Origin of the sequence: Extensimonas soli, assembly GCF_029211265.1 — a bacterium.
Classification (GTDB): domain Bacteria; phylum Pseudomonadota; class Gammaproteobacteria; order Burkholderiales; family Burkholderiaceae_C; genus Extensimonas; species Extensimonas soli.
Map to the genome: position 1 here is coordinate 511,843 of NZ_JARGEL010000013.1, position 17,516 is coordinate 529,358.

Annotated in this window: 15 protein-coding genes and 1 pseudogene; 15 read left to right on the forward strand and 1 reads right to left on the reverse strand. The window is 65.3% G+C overall.

The genetic code is table 11. The features are described 5' to 3' along the window. The first annotated feature begins 106 nt into the window (after positions 1-106). The 8 genes from metG (at position 107) to PYV55_RS06525 (ending at position 6,698) form a co-directional block, all read left to right on the forward strand. Positions 107-2,179, forward strand: coding sequence for a methionine--tRNA ligase (gene metG, locus PYV55_RS06490; protein ID WP_275849854.1), 2,073 nt, complete (start codon positions 107-109; stop codon positions 2,177-2,179). Between the two features lie 42 nt (positions 2,180-2,221). Then, a complete protein-coding gene (locus tag PYV55_RS06495) occupies positions 2,222-2,437 on the forward strand; it encodes a DUF3460 family protein (RefSeq protein ID WP_275849855.1) in 216 nt (71 codons plus the stop codon). Positions 2,438-2,501: 64 nt separating this feature from the next. Beyond that, on the forward strand, positions 2,502-3,344 hold the full coding sequence (locus tag PYV55_RS06500) for a segregation and condensation protein A (protein ID WP_275849856.1): 843 nt from the start codon (positions 2,502-2,504) through the stop codon (positions 3,342-3,344). A 70-nt stretch (positions 3,345-3,414) separates the two neighbouring features. Beyond that, on the forward strand, positions 3,415-5,004 hold the full coding sequence (gene nadB / locus PYV55_RS06505; protein ID WP_275849857.1) for an L-aspartate oxidase: 1,590 nt from the start codon (positions 3,415-3,417) through the stop codon (positions 5,002-5,004). Between the two features lie 67 nt (positions 5,005-5,071). After that, positions 5,072-5,476, forward strand: a complete 405-nt coding sequence (panD, locus tag PYV55_RS06510) for an aspartate 1-decarboxylase (protein ID WP_275849858.1) — start codon at positions 5,072-5,074, stop codon at positions 5,474-5,476. Positions 5,477-5,513: 37 nt separating this feature from the next. Further along, positions 5,514-5,873, forward strand: a complete 360-nt coding sequence (locus PYV55_RS06515) for a 5-carboxymethyl-2-hydroxymuconate Delta-isomerase (protein ID WP_275849859.1) — start codon at positions 5,514-5,516, stop codon at positions 5,871-5,873. A 124-nt stretch (positions 5,874-5,997) separates the two neighbouring features. After that, positions 5,998-6,288, forward strand: a complete 291-nt coding sequence (locus PYV55_RS06520) for a type II toxin-antitoxin system prevent-host-death family antitoxin (RefSeq protein WP_275849860.1) — start codon at positions 5,998-6,000, stop codon at positions 6,286-6,288. Continuing rightward, positions 6,285-6,698, forward strand: a complete 414-nt coding sequence (locus tag PYV55_RS06525; protein WP_275849894.1) for a type II toxin-antitoxin system VapC family toxin — start codon at positions 6,285-6,287, stop codon at positions 6,696-6,698. Before PYV55_RS06520 ends, PYV55_RS06525 begins: the two co-directional genes overlap by 4 nt. A gap of 56 nt (positions 6,699-6,754) precedes the next feature. Here PYV55_RS06525 and PYV55_RS06530 read toward each other — a convergent pair whose 3' ends face one another. Further along, complete coding sequence (locus tag PYV55_RS06530) at positions 6,755-7,645, reverse strand: LysR family transcriptional regulator (protein WP_275849861.1); 891 nt, start codon at positions 7,643-7,645, stop codon at positions 6,755-6,757. Positions 7,646-7,822: 177 nt separating this feature from the next. Between PYV55_RS06530 and PYV55_RS06535 the strand changes: the two genes are divergently transcribed. The 7 genes and pseudogenes from PYV55_RS06535 to PYV55_RS06565 all read left to right on the forward strand — a co-directional run. Further along, complete coding sequence (locus PYV55_RS06535) at positions 7,823-9,346, forward strand: CoA-acylating methylmalonate-semialdehyde dehydrogenase (RefSeq protein WP_275849862.1); 1,524 nt, start codon at positions 7,823-7,825, stop codon at positions 9,344-9,346. Between the two features lie 143 nt (positions 9,347-9,489). Then, entirely contained in the window at positions 9,490-10,656 is a 1,167-nt protein-coding gene (locus PYV55_RS06540) for an acyl-CoA dehydrogenase family protein (protein ID WP_275849863.1), read from the forward strand. A gap of 290 nt (positions 10,657-10,946) precedes the next feature. Further along, positions 10,947-11,840: a 3-hydroxyisobutyrate dehydrogenase gene (mmsB, locus tag PYV55_RS06545; RefSeq protein WP_275849864.1), complete on the forward strand. Its 894-nt coding sequence runs from the start codon at positions 10,947-10,949 to the stop codon at positions 11,838-11,840. Positions 11,841-12,013: 173 nt separating this feature from the next. Then, positions 12,014-13,093 (forward strand): MBL fold metallo-hydrolase, encoded by a 1,080-nt coding sequence (locus PYV55_RS06550; protein WP_275849865.1) that lies wholly within the window; start codon positions 12,014-12,016, stop codon positions 13,091-13,093. 247 nt (positions 13,094-13,340) lie between these two features. Then, the gene (locus tag PYV55_RS06555) at positions 13,341-14,300 is read left to right on the forward strand and encodes a PDDEXK nuclease domain-containing protein (protein ID WP_275849866.1); all 960 of its coding nucleotides are present in this window, start codon (positions 13,341-13,343) and stop codon (positions 14,298-14,300) included. A gap of 18 nt (positions 14,301-14,318) precedes the next feature. Further along, a complete protein-coding gene (locus tag PYV55_RS06560) occupies positions 14,319-15,893 on the forward strand; it encodes a Fic family protein (protein ID WP_275849867.1) in 1,575 nt (524 codons plus the stop codon). 72 nt (positions 15,894-15,965) lie between these two features. After that, positions 15,966-17,339: pseudogene (locus PYV55_RS06565) on the forward strand (MFS transporter); the annotation flags it as partial. Positions 17,340-17,516: the final 177 nt, after the last annotated feature.

Below are 17,516 nucleotides of genomic sequence, written 5' to 3' on the forward strand. Positions count from 1 at the left end.
CCGCGGCTGCTGCGGGCCCTAAAATCCAGGGTTTCTCTGCCACGGCGCAAAGAGCCAACCGCGCGCCTGCTTTGCTGCACCGCCAGCCACGAAAGCCATTTTCCGCATGTCAGCCCGCAAACTGTTCGTCACCACGGCCTTGCCGTATGCCAATGGCAACTTCCACATCGGCCACATCATGGAATACATCCAGGCCGACATCTGGGTGCGCATGCAGCGCATGCACGGGCACGAGGTGTATTTCGTCGGTGCCGACGACGCGCACGGTGCGCCCATCATGATCGCCGCCGAAAAGGCCGGCAAGACGCCGCAGCAGTTCGTCGCCGAGATCGCCGCGGGGCGCAAGCAGTACCTCGACGGCTTTCACATCGCGTTCGACAACTGGCACAGCACCGACGGCCCCGAAAACCACGCGCTTGCGCAGGCGATCTACCGCGACCTCAAGGCCAACGGCCTGATCGTCACCAAGACCATAGAGCAGTTTTTCGACCCGCAAAAAGGCATGTTCCTGCCCGACCGCTTCATCAAGGGCGAATGCCCCCAGTGCGGCGCGCAAGACCAATACGGCGACAGCTGCGAGGCCTGCGGCGCCGTCTATGCGCCCACCGAGCTCAAAAAACCGTACTCGGCGCTCTCGGGCGCGACGCCGGTGCTCAAAACTTCGGAGCATTACTTCTTCAAGCTCTCCGACCCGCGCTGCAGCGCTTTTCTCGAAACCTGGACGAGCGAGTCCGGGCGCCTGCAGCCCGAGGTGCTCAACAAGATCCGCGAATGGTTCGTGCCCGACGAGGCGGGCAAGAGCCGCCTTGCCGACTGGGACATCAGCCGCGACGCGCCGTACTTCGGCATCGAAATCCCTGACGCGCCGGGCAAATATTTTTACGTCTGGCTCGACGCGCCCATCGGTTACCTTGCCTCGCTCAAAAATTACTTCGGCAAGATCGGCAAGGACTACGACGCCTTCATGGCCGACCCCGAGGTCGAGCAGTACCACTTCATCGGCAAGGACATCATCTACTTTCACACGCTGTTCTGGCCGGCGACGCTGCATTTTTCGGGGCGCAAGACGCCGACCAAGGTGTTCGTGCACGGCTTTTTGACCGTGAACAACGGCGAAAAGATGAGCAAGAGCCGCGGCACCGGGCTCGATCCGCTCAAATATCTGCAACTGGGCATGAACCCCGAATGGCTGCGCTACTACCTCGCGGCCAAGCTCAGCTGCCGCAACGAGGACATCGACTTCAACGCCGACGACTTCATGGCGCGCGTCAACGCCGACCTCGTGGGCAAGTACGTGAACATCGCCGCGCGCGCGGCGGGCTTCATCGCCAAGCGCTTTGACGGCGTGCTCGGGGAAGTGTCGGCCGACGGTGACGCGCTGCTCGACCACCTGCGCACCAGCGTGCCCGCGATTGTCGAGCTGCTCGCCGAGCGCGACTACGGCAAGGCGCTGCGCGAAACCATGCTGCTCGCCGACCGCGTGAACGAGTACGTGGACCAGAACAAACCCTGGGAGCTCGCCAAGCAGCCCGCGCTGCAAGAGCGCCTGCACGACGTGTGCACCACCTGCATCGAGGCGTTCCGCCTGCTGACCATCGTGCTCAAGCCCGTGCTGCCCGTGCTCGCGGCGCAGGTCGAAGCGTTTTTGCGCATCGCGCCGCTGACCTTCGCGAGCGCCGAACAGGCGCTGGGCGCTGGGCACCGGATCGGCGCCTACGAACACCTCATGCACCGCGTGGAGCGCACCCAGCTCGAAGCCCTTTTTGCGCCTCAAGCCCAGGAAGAGCCTCCCCAAACAGCTACCACAGACGTAGCGCCAGGCGGCGAGCCCATCGCGCCCACCATCACCATCGACGACTTCGCCAAGATCGACCTGCGCATCGCCAAAATCGTCGAATGCGCGCCCGTCGAGGGTTCGACCAAGCTGCTGCGCCTCACGCTCGACGTGGGCGAGGGGCGGCTGCGCAACGTGTTTTCGGGCATCGCCAGCGCCTACCAGCCGGCCGATCTGGTGGGCAAGCTCACCGTGGTGGTGGCGAACCTCGCGCCGCGCAAGATGAAGTTCGGCGTCAGCGAAGGCATGGTGCTTGCCGCGAGCCACGCCGACGAAAAGGCGCACCCGGGCATTTACGTGCTCAACCCCTGGCCCGGCGCCGAGCCGGGGATGCGCGTGCATTGAGCCTGTTTTTCATCATCGTTTTCTTGCAAAGGTTGCCACGCCATGTCGCTTTTCCGCCGTCCTGATTACCAGTCCGAAGCCACGCAGTTTCTGCAGCAGCTCAAGCAGCAAAAGCCCGCGCTCGAAGAGCAGCAGCGCGCCGGTCGTTCCCTGCTGTGGGACAAAAAGGTCGATAGACGCCTGTGGGGCGAGTACCGCGCCGCGGCTGTGCCGCAGAAGCCCTACGTCTATCAAACCGAGCCGAGTCCCGAACATTGAGCATGTTTTAGGCCATTAGCCCTCACGTAGCAAGCGCTAGCAGCTATGAAAATGGTAGATTCTTATGCCTGCCGAGCAGCTGCTTGAGGCGCACCCTGAGGCATCCGCGGGCGCGGTCGATGCCGATGCCGTGGCCTTTGCGCGCCTGTATGGCGAGCCGCTGTTTGCGCTGCCGGCCGACCTCTACATTCCGCCCGACGCGCTCGAAGTCATCCTCGAAGCCTTCGAGGGGCCGCTCGACCTGCTGCTGTACCTGATCCGCAAGCAGAACTTCAACATCCTCGACATTCCCATGGTCGAGCTCACGCGCCAGTACCTCAGTTACGTCGAGGAGGTGCGCAGCCGCAACCTGGAGCTCGCGGCGGAGTATTTGCTGATGGCGGCGATGCTGATCGAGATCAAGTCGCGCATGCTGCTGCCGCCGCGCAAGCAGGCCGCGGGCGAGGAGCCCGAAGACCCGCGCGCCGAACTCGTGCGCCGCCTGCTCGAATACGAGCAGATCAAGCTCGCCGCCGCGCACCTGGGCGAGCTGCCGCAGCAGGGGCGGGACTTTTTCCCGGCGCGCGCCTGGTTCGAGCCCGGCGCGCTGCCGCGCTTTGCCGACGTGCACGCGGCCGACCTGCAAGCTGCGTGGCGCGACATCCTGGCGCGCGCGCGCCTCGTGCAGCACCACAAAATCAGCCGCGCGCAGCTCAGCGTGCGCGCATACATGAGCCGCGTGCTCAAGGCGCTGCAGGGCCAGCGCTTCGTCACCTTCGAATCCTTGTTCGAGCCGGCCGAAGGCAGCGCCGTGCTCGTGGTCACCTTCGTCGCCTTGCTTGAACTGGCCAAGGAGACTTTGATCGAAATCACCCAAGCCGAAGCCTTTGCGCCGATTTACGTGCGCCTGGCCTATAGGCCGGCTTGACAATGGCGGAAGGCTTTCCCAAAGTCCGACAGACGGCCAGTCCCATTTTTCTGCGCTACGCTCTTTTTCCATGATTACCCATGACTTCGACGTTTTGATCGTCGGCAGCGGCCTGGCAGGGCTTTCCGCCGCGCTGCACCTCGCGCCCACGCACCGCGTGGCCGTGCTCACCAAGCGCTCGGTGTTCGACGGCTCGAGCAGCTGGGCGCAGGGCGGCATTGCCGCCGTGCTGGCCGACGACGACAGCTTTGCCGCGCACATCCAGGACACGCTGGTCGCGGGGGCCGGGCTGTGCGACCTCGCGGCCACGCGCTTCGTGGTCGAAAACGCGCCCTCGGCCATCGCCTGGCTGCGCGGCCTGGGCGTGCCGTTCACGCTCGAGGGCGAGCACCTGCACCTCACGCGCGAGGGCGGCCACAGCGCGCGCCGCATCGCCCACGTCACCGACGCCACGGGCGCTGCGGTGCAAAAAACGCTGATCGACGTGGTGCGCGCCACACCCGGCATCACGCTGTTCGAAAACCACATGCTCGTGGACCTGGTCACAAGCCGCAAGCTCGGCCTTGCCGGGCACCGCTGCCTGGGCCTGTACGCGCTCGACGAGGATACCGACGAGGTCATCACCTTCCGCGCGCCGCAGACCATCCTGGCCACGGGCGGCGCGGGCAAGGTCTATCTCTACACCACCAACCCCGACACCTCCACAGGCGACGGCATCGCCGCGGCCTGGCGCGCGGGCTGCCGCGTGGCCAACATGGAATTCGTGCAGTTCCATCCCACGGGCCTGTACCACCCCAAGGCCAAGTCCTTTCTCATCAGCGAAGCCGTGCGCGGCGAGGGCGGCCTGCTGCGGCTGCCGCCGCAGGCCGGCGGCGGGCGCTTCATGCCCGAGCACGACCCGCGCGCCGAGCTCGCCCCGCGCGACGTGGTGGCGCGCGCGATCGACTTCGAGATGAAGCGCCACGGGCTCGACTACGTGCTGCTCGACATCTCGCACAAAAGCCCCGAGTTTTTGCATGAGCACTTTCCCAACATCCTCGCGTACTGCGCCGAGCTGGGCATAGACATCACCAAAGAGCCCATCCCCGTCGTGCCCACGGCGCACTTCACCTGCGGCGGCGTGCTCACCGACCTGTCGGCGCGCACCGACCTGCCGGGCCTGTTCGCCGTGGGCGAGACGGCCTACACGGGCCTGCACGGCGCGAACCGCTTGGCGAGCAACTCGTTGCTCGAGTGCATCGTGTTCGCGCGCGCGGCCGCGCAAACCATCGCCGCGGCGCCACGCACGCCCATTCCGTCGCTGCCGCGCTGGGACGACAGCCGCGTCACCGACGCCGACGAAACCGTGGTCATCTCGCACAACTGGGACGAGCTGCGCCGCTTCATGTGGGACTACGTGGGCATCGTGCGCACCAACAAGCGCCTGGATCGCGCCGCGCACCGCATCAGCCTGCTGCAGGACGAAATCCAGGAGTTTTACGCGCACTTCCATGTCACGCGCGACCTGCTCGAGCTGCGCAACCTGGTGCAGGTGGCCGACCTGATCGTGCGCTCGGCGCAGCTGCGGCGCGAAAGCCGCGGCCTGCATTACAGTCGCGACTACCCCGAACTGGCCGCGCCCGCCGCGCCCACCGTCCTCGTGCCGCCGGTTTCGTACTGAAGCGCTTTGACGCGCTTTGACGCACTTCACCCGCCGCGCCCCTTGCCACCACCCGGAAACCACCGCGATGTACCGTACCCTGCTCAAGTCCAAAATCCACCGCGCCACCGTCACCCACTGTGAGCTGCACTACGAAGGCTCCTGCGCCATCGACGAAGACCTGCTCGAAGCCGCCAACATGGTCGAAAACGAGCAGGTGCACATCTGGAACATCAACAACGGCGAGCGCTTCATCACCTACGCCATCAAGGGCGAGCGCGGCAGCGGCATCATCTCGGTCAACGGCTCGGCCGCGCGCCGCGCCGCCGTGGGCGACCTGATCATCATCGCCGCGTTTGCCCAGGTGCCCGAGGCGCAGGTGGCGGCACACCGTCCGCACCTCGTGTTCGTCGATGCTGCGAACCGCCAGACCGGCCTGCGCGACCACGTGCCCACGCAGGCCGCGCAGGCGCACAACGCCGACGAATGCTGACGGATAGCCCTGTCTTCGTTTGCCCAGGATTGATCCCATGCCGCACCTGATCGTCGAATATTCCGCCAATCTGCCCGCCTTCCCCGAGGCGCAAGCGTTGGCCGAGCTCAACGCGGCCGTCGTGGCCAGCCCTGAAGTCGCACACGAAGCCGACCTCAAGTCGCGCATCGTGCGCACGGGCAGCTTTCAAGTCGGCACGCAGCCCGCGCAGCGCGCCTTCGTGCACGCGCAGCTGCGCCTGCTGGCGGGGCGCACGCCCGAAGCCAAGCAAGACCTGGCCGAGCGCGTGGCCGGCGTGCTGCGCCGCCTCACGCTGCGGCCCGAAGGCGTGCTCGTGCAGCTGAGCGTCGAAATCGTCGATATGGACCGGCCGTCTTACATCAAAGAGCAGCTTTGACGGCACGCTGCCTGCGCCAGCAGCTACGCAAGCAATAGCAACCCCTGCTGCTCGCAGGCGCGTTGCGCAAGCTTGCTGTATACAATGTCTGAATATACAGACAATGCAATTTTCGGAGGTGCGCATGTCCATCGCCACCATCAATAGCCGCACTTTTGCCCGCAATGCGGCGGCCATCAAGCGGGCGGCGCAGCAGGGCCCGGTGATCATCACCGAGCGGGGCAAACCTGCCCTGGCGGTGCTGCGTATCGAGGAGTATTACCGGCTGACAGGGCAAGCCGGCGGCCCCAGTCTGCTGCAGGAGATGCACGCCATTGAAGCCCCGCAGGGCGTTGAGCTGGAGTTGCCTGAGCGCAGCGGTGGCGCAGGGGTGGCGCGCCGCATTGCCGGGCTGACCGAGGGTGGTGCGCCCTGATGTATTTGCTCGATACGAATGTGCTGTCGGAGTTGCGCACGGGCAAGCCTGGTGCCGATCAGCGGGTGTTGCAATGGGCTGCCAGTGTGCCGGTGGGGGTGCAATTCGTGAGCGTGATCTCCTGGATGGAGATCGACATCGGCGTGCAGCTGCTGGAGCGGCGTACCCCACCGCAGGGACAGGCCTTGCGCCGCTGGCTGGACGGTGTGCGCAAGTTGTTTGCCGAGCGCACTCTGCCCATTGACGCGGCGGTGGTGCAGCACTGTGCACGATTGCATGTGCCCAACCCCGCGCCACCGCACGATGCGTTGATCGCAGCCACCGCGTTGGCCCACGGGCTCATCTTGGTGACGCGCAACACAGCGGATTTTGTTTCCATGGGGGTGGAGCTGTTCAACCCGTGGGAGTAGCCTGCGAGCGCAGCAATCCAGCTTCTACTCGCAACGATGCGAAGGCGTGCCAGCAGCTACGCAGGCAATAGCAACCCCTGCTGCGCCTGCACCGTCTGGCGCACGAAATCCCACACCGCCTGCATGCGCGCGAGGTGCTTGTTTTCGGCGGGCATGGACATCCAGAAGGTGCGCGTGAAGCGCGCCGCGTCGGGCAGCACGGCGCACAGGCTCGCGTCCTGCGCGGCGACGAAGGCGGGCAGCACGGCCAGGCCGGCGCCTGCGCGTGCGGCCTCGTACTGCGCGAGGATGCTGGTGCTGCGCAGCGTGTAGCGGCTCGGGCGGTGCAGCTCGTCGAGGATTTGCAGCTCTTTGCTGAACAGCAGGTCATCGACGTAGCTGATGAAGGGATGGCCCTGCAAATCCTCGGTGCGCGTGATGGGCTCATGCTGCGCGAGGTAGCTGCGCGCGCCGTAGAGCTGCAGCCGGTAGTCGGTGAGCTTGACCACGAGCACGGCGCCGCGGCTCGGGCGTTCGAGTGAGATCACGATGTCGGCCTCGCGGCGTGACAGGTGCACCAGGCGCGGCAGCGAGAGCAGATCGACCACCAGCCCCGGGTGCGCCTGCGCAAAGCGCGCGAGCTGCGGCGCGAGCACCAGGTTGCCGAAGCCCTCGGTGCAGCCTATGCGCACCAGCCCTTGCAGGCCCTGGCGCACGCCGGGCGTGGCGTTTTCCACGGCCAGAAAGGCGGCTTCCATGGCCTCGACCTGCGGCAGCAGCTGGCGCCCGGCTTCGCTCAGGCGGTGGCCGCCGGCCTCGCGCGCGAACAGCGCCGAGCCGACCTGTTTTTCGAGCCCCTGGATGCGCCGCGCCACCGTGGTGTGATCGACACCCAGGCGCCGCGCTGCGCCCACCAGCGTGCCCGCGCGTGCGAGTTCCAGAAAGTAGCGCAGGTTGTCCCAGTCCATGGTGTGCGGGTGCGATGGTGTAGATGCGGTTTTGCGGCGGGGCGTGTGGGCCAACAACGCCAGACCGCGGCTTGTGCATTTTTGCAAATCTGCTGCGCGCAATTGTCTATTGTCTCGACAATTCTGCACAGTTACGATCGCTCGGTTTTTGCCCTGTTTCATCAAGGAGATGTTTGCATGAATGCACCCAGCAACGTGGCCGCGCTGGCCCCCGCCGTCAAGCTGCTGATCGGCGGCAAGTTCGTCGAGTCCAAGAGCACCGAATGGCGCAACGTGGTCAACCCTGCCACGCAGGAAGTGCTCGCGCGCGTGCCCTTTGCCACGCCCGACGAGATCGAGGCCGCCGTGGCCTCGGCCAAAGAGGCCTTCAAAACCTGGCGCAAGACGCCCATCGGCGCGCGTGCGCGCATCTTCCTCAAGCTGCAGCAGCTGATCCGCGAGCACATGGCCGAGCTTGCCGCGATCCTCACGGCAGAGCAGGGCAAGACCCTGCCTGACGCTGAGGGCGACGTGTTCCGCGGTCTCGAAGTGGTCGAGCACGCGGCCGGCATCGGCAACCTGCAGCTCGGCGAGCTCGCCAACAACGTCGCGAACGGCGTCGATACCTACACGCTGCTGCAGCCGCTGGGCGTGTGCGCGGGCATCACGCCGTTCAACTTTCCGGCCATGATCCCGCTGTGGATGTTCCCCATGGCCATCGTCACGGGCAACACCTTCGTGCTCAAGCCCTCCGAGCAAGACCCCATGGTCACCATGCGCCTGTGCGAGCTCGCGCTCGAAGCCGGCATTCCGCCCGGCGTGCTCAACGTGGTGCACGGCGGCGAGGCCGCGGTGAATGCGATTTGCGACCACCCCGACATCAAGGCGATCTCCTTCGTCGGCTCCACGCGCGTGGGCACGCATGTCTACAACCGCGCCAGCCTGGCCGGCAAGCGCGTGCAGTGCATGATGGGTGCGAAGAACCACGCCATCATCCTGCCCGACGCGAACAAGGAGCAAACGCTCAATGCGCTCGTGGGCGCGGGTTTTGGTGCGGCCGGGCAGCGCTGCATGGCAGTGTCGGTGGCCGTGCTCGTGGGCGAGGCGCAGCAGTGGATTCCCGAAATCGTCGCCAAGGCCAAGACGCTCAAGGTGAGCGCAGGCACCGAAAAGGGCACGGACGTGGGCCCGGTCGTGTCCTGCGCAGCGCTCGCGCGTGTCGAGGGCCTGATCGAAAAAGGCCTTGCCGAAGGCGCCAAGCTCGAACTCGACGGCCGCAAGCCGCAGGTGCCCGGCTATGACAAGGGCAATTTCGTCGGCCCGACCATCTTCTCGGGCGTCAAGCCCGGCATGGCTATCTACGACCAGGAAATCTTCGGCCCCGTGCTGTGCATCGCCGGTGCCAACAGCCTCGACGAAGCCATTGAATTCATCAACGCGAATCCGCATGGCAATGGCACCGCGATCTTCACGCAAAGCGGCGCCGCGGCGCGCAAGTTCCAGGAGGACATCGACGTGGGCCAGATCGGCATCAACGTGCCGATTCCTGTGCCCGTGCCGATTTTCTCGTTCACAGGTTCGCGCGCGTCCAAGCTCGGCGACCTCGGGCCCTATGGCAAGCAGGTCGTGCTGTTTTACACCCAGACCAAGACCGTCACGGCGCGCTGGTTCGACGACAGCACCACCACGCAGGGCGTGAACACCACGATCAGCCTGCGCTGAACGCGCGCGGCAGGCAGGGCAGGGCGTCTGGCGGCAACATCGTTATTGATAGCTGCCAGCGCACGTCCTGCCTTCCTGAAGTGGCAAAAACACTGAATTTTTGCCACCACGCAACCGTACACACCACGAGGAGACGCACCCCCATGGATTTCGAGCTGAGTGACGATCAGCGGGCTTTTGCCGACACGGCGCGGCAGTTTGCCCAGGCAGAGCTCGCGCCACACGCGGCGCGCTGGGACGCCGAAGGGATTTTTCCGCGCGAGGCCATCGCCAAGGCCGGCGAGCTTGGCTTTTGCGGTCTGTACGCGCCCGAAAACGCGGGCGGTCTGGGCCTGCCGCGGCTCGACGCCACGCTGGTGTTCGAGGAAATGGCCGCCGTCGATCCCTCGACCACGGCCTTCATCACCATCCACAACATGGCGACCTGGATGCTCGGCACCTGGGCCACGCCCGCCGTGCGCGAGCACTGGGGGCAGCTGCTCACGCGCGGCGAAAAGCTCGCCTCGTACTGCCTGACCGAGCCGGGCGCGGGCTCGGACGCAGCCTCGCTCAAGACGCGCGCCGAGGCCGTGGGGCACGAGTGGGTGATCGACGGCAGCAAGGCCTTCATCTCGGGCGCGGGCAGCACCGACATGCTGGTGCTCATGGCACGCACGGGCGACGCGCAGTCGGGCTCGGGCGGTATCTCGGCCTTTGCCGTGCCGGCCGATACGCCGGGCATCAGCTACGGCAAGCGCGAGCACAAAATGGGCTGGAACAGCCAGCCCACGCGCACCATCAGCTTCGACAAGGTGCGCATCCCGGCCGACCACCTGCTCGGGTGCGAGGGCGAGGGCTTCAAAATCGCCATGAAGGGCCTGGACGGCGGGCGCATCAACATCGCCACCTGCTCGGTCGGCGCGGCGCAGGGTGCGCTCACGCACGCGCAGCGCTATCTGCACGAGCGTCGGCAGTTCGGCAAGCCGATCGCGAGCTTTCAGGCGCTGCAGTTCAAGCTCGCCGACATGGCGACCGAGCTCGTCGCGGCGCGCCAGATGGTGCGCCTGGCGGCCTCCAAGCTCGACGCCGGCGCGCGCGACGCAAGCACCTACTGCGCCATGGCCAAGCGCTTTGCCACCGACGCGGGCTTTGCCGTGTGCAACGAGGCGCTGCAGCTGCACGGCGGCTACGGCTACCTGAACGACTTTCCGCTCGAGCGCCTGGTGCGCGATGCGCGCGTGCACCAGATCCTCGAAGGTACGAACGAGATCATGCGCGTGATCATCGCGCGGCGCATGCTCGAAGGCGACGCGCCCGAGGTGATTCGCTGACTGTCGCGCCGACCAATTTTTGAAATGCTTTTATTTCGATAGCTTCTTGCGCAGGATTATCAAGGGCTAGCAGCCTGTCGGACTTTGGACGTCGAAAGCGAGAAGGTGCCCCAGCGAGGCCAGTTTTTGCCGGATTCGCCGCCCCATAACGGGACTATGGGGCAAGAAGACGGTAAAAAATGGGCCGCTGCGGCGCATTCGCAGCCGACGATTCCAAAGTCCGACAGGCTGCTAGAGGCTTATTTGATACTTAACCCATACTTCACCACTTGCACTCAGGAGACCTCACCATGCACATCGCATTCATCGGTTTGGGCAACATGGGCGGACCCATGGCGCTGAATCTGCACAAGGCCGGCTACAGCGTGCGCGGCTTCGATTTGTCCAAACCCGCGTGCGACAAGCTCGCCGCCGAGGGCCTGGTGATCGCGCCCAGCGCCACAGAGGCCGCGCAGGGCGCGGCCGTGGTCATCAGCATGCTGCCCGCGAGCCCGCATGTCGAGGCGCTGTTCCTCGGCGACGGGCGTGCGCCGGGCCTGCTCGCGGCATTGCGCGCGGGCACGCTGGTCATCGACAGCTCGACCATCGCCGCAGCCACCTCGCGCAAAGTGGCCGAAGCCGCGGCGGCGCGCCAGATCGACTTCATCGACGCGCCCGTCTCGGGCGGCACGGGCGGCGCGATTGCGGGTACGCTGACCTTCATGGTCGGCGGCGAGGCGGCGGCGCTCGAGCGCGCGCGCCCGCTGCTCGAAAAAATGGGCAGCAACATCTTCCACGCCGGCGCTGTGGGCGCGGGCCAGACGGCCAAAATCTGCAACAACATGCTGCTGGGCATCCTCATGGCCGGCACCAGCGAGGCCATCGCGCTCGGCGTGGCCAACGGGCTCGACCCCAAAGTGCTTTCAGAGATCATGCGCCGCAGCTCGGGCGGGAACTGGGCGCTCGAAAAATACAACCCCTGGCCCGGCGTGATGGAAAACGCACCGGCCTCCAAGGGCTACGCGGGCGGCTTCGGCACCGACCTCATGCTCAAGGACCTGGGCCTCGCACAAGAAAACGCCACCGCCGTCAAGGCTGCGACGCCGCTGGGCGGCCTGGTGCGCGGCCTGTACGCGGCGCACAGCCTCGCGGGTTACGGCGCGCAGGACTTCTCGAGCATCATCAAGCTGGTGCACAAGGGCTGAAACGGCCCGAGAGGCTTCGGCCCACCCGAATGCCAGTTGGGGTTCGGAATGTGGCCGGCCCCGCAAAGCGCGCTGGCAAGTGGGGGACAGCGCGCTGGGCGCATCCTTTCTACAATCGACAGGACTTGCACCGCGGCGCGGTGCCCCGTCCACACGCTCACATGCCCCCGCCCATGCCCTCTGCCGCCGAACTCGAACGCGCCTTGCACTATCCGCTTGCCGACCGCCTGCCGCCACGCGGCGGTGCGATCGAGGTGGCGCCCGGTGTGCTCTGGCTGCGCATGGCCTTGCCGTATGCGCTCGACCACATCAACCTCTGGCTGCTGCGCGACCACATCGACGGCCAGGACGGCTGGAGCGTGGTCGATTGCTGCATAGACCGCGCCGAGTCGCGCGCCGATTGGGAGCAGGTGTTTGCGAGCCAACTGCAGGGCTTGCCGATTCTGCGCGTGATCGTCACGCACATGCACCCCGACCACATCGGCCTTGCGCACTGGCTGTGCGAGCGCTGGAGCACGCCCGCGCACGAGTGCCGGCTGTGGATCAGCGCCACCGATTACCAGGCGGGGCTTTACAACTCCACGGTGGTGGACGACGTGCGCGCCGAGCGCTCGGCGCAGTTCTTTGCGAGCCACGGCCTGCGCGACCCGGACGACCTTGAAAAAATCCGCCAGCGCAAGAGCTACTACAGCAGCCACGTGCCGGCCGTGCCGCCGACCTTCCGGCGCCTGATGGACGGCAACGTGCTGCGCATAGGCGCACACGAATGGCGCTGCATCGTCGGCTACGGCCACGCGCCCGAGCACATGGCGCTGTATTGCGCGGCGCTGGGCCTGTTGATCAGCGGTGACATGATGCTGCCGCGCATCTCCACCAACGTGAGCGTCTATGAGGGCGAGCCCGAGGCCGATCCGCTCACGCTGTTCCTCGACTCGATCGACCGCTTCGAGGCGCTGCCCGCCGACACGCTGGTGCTGCCCGCGCACGGCAAGCCCTTCGTGGGCCTGCAGACACGCATCGCACAGCTGCACGAGCACCACCGCGAGCGCCTGGCCGACGTGCTGGTCACGGCACGCGAGCACCCGGTGACGGCCCACGAGCTGCTGCCCGTGCTGTTCCATCGCCAGCTCGACCTGCACCAGACCACTTTTGCAATGGGCGAGGCCGTGGCGCACCTGCACCGCCTCTGGTACGCCGGGCAGCTGGCACGCACGCGCGACGCACAAGGGGTGTGGCGCTTTGCGTTGGGGTGAGCAACTGGGGGTGAGTTTTTGGGGGCTGTCGCATCCCCGACGATCTGCATCGCGCCAACATCCGCCTGTTCGACGCCTGCGAAAAAGCCGGCATCGGCAAGCGGGCCGGCCTCAAGGACAGGGCACTCGTCACCGCTACCAACGAATTGGCCGAGCGCATCTTCGCCACCAGCCACCCCCTCTACGCCATGCTGTTCGACCTGCAAGTTCTGGACGTGGTGCGCACCATCGAGGGGCGGGAGTAATCATGGATAAAACCCCGCCGCCCACGCGCTACCCCAGCCTGCCGACCGACATCAAACAGCGCATCCGGCAGGCTCAGACGCGGGCAATGCTGGCGGTCAATGCCGAGTTGATCCGCCTGTACTGGGAAATCGGCCAGATGCTGGACGCACGGCAGCAAAGCGAGGGTTGGGGCGCGGCGGTAATTCCCCGGCTGGCGCGGGATATTCGCAACGAATTTCCGGAGGTGAAGGGGTTTTCCGAGCGCAACATCAAGCGGATGCTGGCGTTTTATCGTGAATACCGGGCGCTGGAATTTGTGCCACAGCCTGCGGCACAAGTGGCGGGCAAGGGAAAAGTGCCACAGGCGGTGACACTTTTTGCGGCCGATCTGGTGTTGTCTCTGCCGTGGGGACATCACGCCCTGCTGATGGAGAAGGTGAAGGACATTGCCATCCGCCGGTGGTACGCCGAGGCGACGCTGACCAACGGCTGGAGCCGCAATGTGCTTTTGATGCAGATCGAGACCGCCGCCCACACCCGCCAGGGTAAGGCGACCAGCAACTTCTCGGCACGGCTGTCGCCGCCCCAGTCCGACCTGGTGCAGCAGACGCTGAAAGACCCTTATCTGTTCGATTTTCTGACGCTGGAAGAACCCTTCCACGAGCGCGAGCTGGAAACCGGGTTGATCGGCCAGCTGGAAAAATTCCTGCTGGAACCGGGGCAGGGGTTTGCGTTCGTCGGACGGCAATATCATGTCGAGGTCGGCGATCAGGGTTTCTATATCGACATCTTGTTCAGCCATCTGCGGCTGCGTTGCTACGTCGTCATCTGGCAAAAAACCTGCTCGTCTATGGCGAAAACGGTGCGGGCAAGTCGTCGATATTTCATGCCTTGGGTGGCTTCTTTTCACTCAAGCCGCCACGCGCCTTGTGCGACCACAAGAATGTGTTCTCCGGCTTGCCGGATGCAGACTGCTGGATAGCCGGCATGTGGCCTTGATATGACGAAACTTCCCATCAATCTCAATGACCTGCTGCGCCAACGCACAGTCGAGGGCGAACGCATCGAGTACAAGACCGGGTGGAACCCGGACGCGATCATCCGCACCGTATGCGCCTTTGCCAACGACTTCGAAAACCTTGGCGGCGGTTATGTGGTGATCGGGCAGGATTGCGACGCCAATGGCCAGCCGGTATTCCCGCCGGAGGGGCTGGCCGACAACCAACTCGACAAAATCCAGAGGGAATTGCTGGCCCACTGCCAGTTGATCCAGCCGCCGTACTTCCCGATATTGAGCATTGAGCAAGTCGGGGGCCGCAAGCTGATCGTGCTGTGGGCGCCGGGCGGACAGACCCGGCCCTACAAGGCACCGGAGTCGGTGACGGCCAAGCACAAGGTCTGGCGCTATTACATCCGCCGCTACAGCAGCACGGTGGAGGCCAAGGGCGGCACCGAGCAGGAATTGTTGAGCCTGGCCGCCAAGGTGCCGTTCGACGACCGCTACAACCAGTCGGCACGGATCGACGATCTGTCCAAACCCCTGATGCAGGCTTTCTTGCAGGAGGTGGGCAGCGCATTGGCGGCGGACGCACCCGGGTTATCGGTCGAGGCACTGGCTCGGCAGATGAACGTGGCCGGCGGACCCACCGAGTCGCCGTGGCCCAAGAACGTGGGTTTGCTGTTTTTCCATGAGACGCCGGAGCGATTTTTCCCTGGTGTGCAGATCGATGTGGTCTGGTTTCCCGAAGGCGCGGGCGGGGATCGCTTCGAGGAAAAGATTTTCAAGGGCCCGCTGGCGCGGATGACGCGCGAGGCCTTGAGCTACATCCAGCGCAACTATCTGCGCGAGACGGTCATCAAGCATCCTGACCGCGCCGAGGCCACGCGGGTCTGGAACTTCCCCTACGCCGCCATCGAGGAAGCCTTGGTCAACGCGGTCTATCACCGGTCTTACGAAGAGCGCGAGCCCATCGAGGTGCGCATCAGCAACGAGGAACTGGTCATCTTGAGCTTCCCCGGCCCGGATCGGTCGATCCGGATGGAGGACTTTCAGGCGGGGCGTATTGTCAGTCGCCGCTACCGGAATCGGCGGATTGGGGAGTTTCTCAAGGAACTGGAGATGACCGAAGGGCGATCCACCGGCATCCCGAAAATTCTGAAGGAAATGGCGGCCAATGGCTCGCCCGCGCCGCTGTTCGAGACGGACGACGACCGCCTCTCGTTCGTGATCAGGCTGCCACGCCATCCGCTGGCGCTTGTCCCGACAGTGGGTGGCGGGGAAGTCACAGGGGAAGTCACAGGGGAAGTCACAGGGGAAGTCACAGGGGAAGTCACAGGGGAAGTCGAACGTCTGTTGCGCGCCGTGGTTGGGGAGATGTCTCGGCTGCAAATCCAGTCTGCGCTTGGCCTGAAAGGAGAGGAGCACTTTCGTATGGCCTACCTCAAGCCGGCTTTGGAGATGAGGATGGTCGAGATGACCTTGCCCGAAAAACCACGTAGCCGCAACCAGCGCTATCGCCTGACCACCCTAGGGCGGCACTGGCTGGATACGCATTCCGGTAGCGGCGCAGGTTGAAAACCGGAAGAATGGGCCATGGCCGTTGAGTTACTTCCCCAGAGCCTGCCCCACCATTTCGATACCCTTGCCATGACCGCAACCCCTTCCCGACCCCGCCAGGCCAACCAGTTCGCCCTGCTGCGCGAGCGCCGTTTTGCGCCGTTTTTCTGGACGCAATTTGCGGGCGCGGCCAATGACAACCTGTTCAAGTTTGCGCTCACGGTGCTGGTGACCTACCAGCTGAACGTGGCGTGGCTGCCGCCCGCGCTCGCGGGGGTGGTGATCGGGGCGCTGTTCATCCTGCCGTTCGTGCTGTTTTCGGCCACCAGCGGGCAGCTCGCGGACAAGTTCGACAAGGCCACGCTGATGCGCGCGGTCAAAAACCTGGAAATCGCCATCATGGCGCTGACGGCCTGGGCCTTTGTGGCGGTGCAGCTGCCGGTGCTGCTGGCCTGCGTGTTTTTGATGGGGCTGCACTCCACGCTGTTCGGCCCGGTCAAGTACGCCTACCTGCCGCAGGTGCTCGATGAGCGCGAGCTCACGGGTGGCAACGGTGTGGTGGAGGCGGGCACCTTCGTGGCCATTTTGCTCGGCAACGTTGCTGGGGGTCTGCTGGTGGCGGTGCCGCCACGGGGGCATGTGTACGTGGCCGTGGCCTGCGTGGCGCTGGCCTTGGCCGGGCGCATGGCGGCGCAGCGCATCCCTGCGGCGCCGGCCACCGACCCGGGCCTGCGCATCTGCTGGAACCCGGTCAGTGAAACCTGGCGCAACCTGAAGCTGGCGCATGCGCAGGTGCTGGTGTTCCGTTCGCTGCTGGGCATTTCGTGGATGTGGTTCTTCGGCGCCACGTTCTTGAGCAACTTCCCGGCCTTTGCCAAGGAGGTGCTGCACGGCAACGAGCAGGTGGCGTCGCTGCTGCTGGTGGTGTTTTCGGTGGGCATAGGGATGGGTTCGCTGCTGTGCGAAAGGCTCTCGCACCGGCATGTGGAAATCGGCCTGGTGCCGCTGGGCGCCATCGGCATGACGGTGTTTGCCGTCGATCTTTACTTTGCCGCGCGCGGGCTGGCGCCGCCGGCGGGCCTTGGTGCGGACGGGGGTACGGATCTGGGCGCGGGTGCGGTGCACACGCTGCGCAGCTTCGTGGCGCAGGCCGCGCACTGGCGCGTGATGGCGGACCTGGCGCTGCTCAGCCTCAGCACGGGGCTTTACAGCGTGCCCATGTACGCGCTGATCCAGCTGCGCAGCGCGCCCACGCACCGCGCACGCATCATCGCGGCCAACAACATCCTGAACGCACTGTTCATGGTGGCCAGCGCGCTCATCGCCGGGGCGTTGCTGCAAAGCGGCTTTTCCATTGCGCAGCTGTTTCTGCTCACCGGGCTGGCCAACGCCGCGGTGACCGGCGCCATTTTCTGGCTGGTGCCCGAATACCGGCTGCGCTTCGTTGCCTGGGTGCGGGGGCGCGGTTGATGTAATTGGGGTCAGATTCCAATTTTCCGCCATCTCTGCCAGGCGGCTTTTTATTGGAATCTGACCCGAATGGCACTTACTTTAGCCGAGCGCCCGCTGCTGGCGCTGGCAATGCAATGATTCTGAGAAGGAAGCTGACGGCCGGGCAAACTGTTGGTACGACCCCAACAG

Excerpts from the sequence above, each read along its gene's own strand:
- PYV55_RS06515 (WP_275849859.1), top strand. The coding sequence starts at position 5,514 with ATGCCGCACCTGATCGTCGAATATTCCGCCAATCTGCCCGCCTTCCCC.
- PYV55_RS06550 (WP_275849865.1), top strand. The coding sequence starts at position 12,014 with ATGCCCTCTGCCGCCGAACTCGAACGCGCCTTGCACTATCCGCTTGCC.
- metG (WP_275849854.1), top strand. The coding sequence starts at position 107 with ATGTCAGCCCGCAAACTGTTCGTCACCACGGCCTTGCCGTATGCCAAT.
- PYV55_RS06495 (WP_275849855.1), top strand. The coding sequence starts at position 2,222 with ATGTCGCTTTTCCGCCGTCCTGATTACCAGTCCGAAGCCACGCAGTTT.
- PYV55_RS06530 (WP_275849861.1), bottom strand. The coding sequence starts at position 7,645 with ATGGACTGGGACAACCTGCGCTACTTTCTGGAACTCGCACGCGCGGGC.
- PYV55_RS06555 (WP_275849866.1), top strand. The coding sequence starts at position 13,341 with ATGGATAAAACCCCGCCGCCCACGCGCTACCCCAGCCTGCCGACCGAC.
- PYV55_RS06560 (WP_275849867.1), top strand. The coding sequence starts at position 14,319 with ATGACGAAACTTCCCATCAATCTCAATGACCTGCTGCGCCAACGCACA.
- nadB (WP_275849857.1), top strand. The coding sequence starts at position 3,415 with ATGATTACCCATGACTTCGACGTTTTGATCGTCGGCAGCGGCCTGGCA.
- PYV55_RS06535 (WP_275849862.1), top strand. The coding sequence starts at position 7,823 with ATGAATGCACCCAGCAACGTGGCCGCGCTGGCCCCCGCCGTCAAGCTG.
- panD (WP_275849858.1), top strand. The coding sequence starts at position 5,072 with ATGTACCGTACCCTGCTCAAGTCCAAAATCCACCGCGCCACCGTCACC.
- PYV55_RS06540 (WP_275849863.1), top strand. The coding sequence starts at position 9,490 with ATGGATTTCGAGCTGAGTGACGATCAGCGGGCTTTTGCCGACACGGCG.
- PYV55_RS06500 (WP_275849856.1), top strand. The coding sequence starts at position 2,502 with ATGCCTGCCGAGCAGCTGCTTGAGGCGCACCCTGAGGCATCCGCGGGC.
- mmsB (WP_275849864.1), top strand. The coding sequence starts at position 10,947 with ATGCACATCGCATTCATCGGTTTGGGCAACATGGGCGGACCCATGGCG.
- PYV55_RS06520 (WP_275849860.1), top strand. The coding sequence starts at position 5,998 with ATGTCCATCGCCACCATCAATAGCCGCACTTTTGCCCGCAATGCGGCG.